Below are 322 nucleotides of genomic sequence, written 5' to 3' on the forward strand. Positions count from 1 at the left end.
AGCGTCTACACCATGACCCGAAAAGGCTATTTCGCGGGTGCCTTTAATGCACTGAATCTCGCTCAGGCAGAGGGCAGTTGGGTACGAGCGCGCTTGCGCCTCGCCAGTGCCAAAATTGCCGTGCAAATGACGCGCGCTCAATTGGAACTTGATATGGGGCGCTACCCTACAGAAAAAAAGGAAACTTCCCACACATGACGCTATCCTCCCGAAGCATTCGACCACACCATGCTGCGCGATACCTGGTGATGCTGCTTTCCTTTTTATCGATATCTTCGGCCTGGGCTGTGCCGGTTACCGTGGCGATTGTGAAGGCCTCAAC

Annotated in this window: 1 pseudogene; it reads left to right on the plus strand. The window is 54.3% G+C overall.

The features are described 5' to 3' along the window. Positions 1-198 (plus strand): annotated as a pseudogene (locus BLW97_RS18480) (TolC family protein); the annotation flags it as partial. Between the last annotated feature and the right edge of the window lie 124 nt (positions 199-322).

The sequence above is a fragment of the Acidithiobacillus albertensis genome, from assembly GCF_001931655.1.
Lineage (GTDB): Bacteria > Pseudomonadota > Gammaproteobacteria > Acidithiobacillales > Acidithiobacillaceae > Acidithiobacillus > Acidithiobacillus thiooxidans.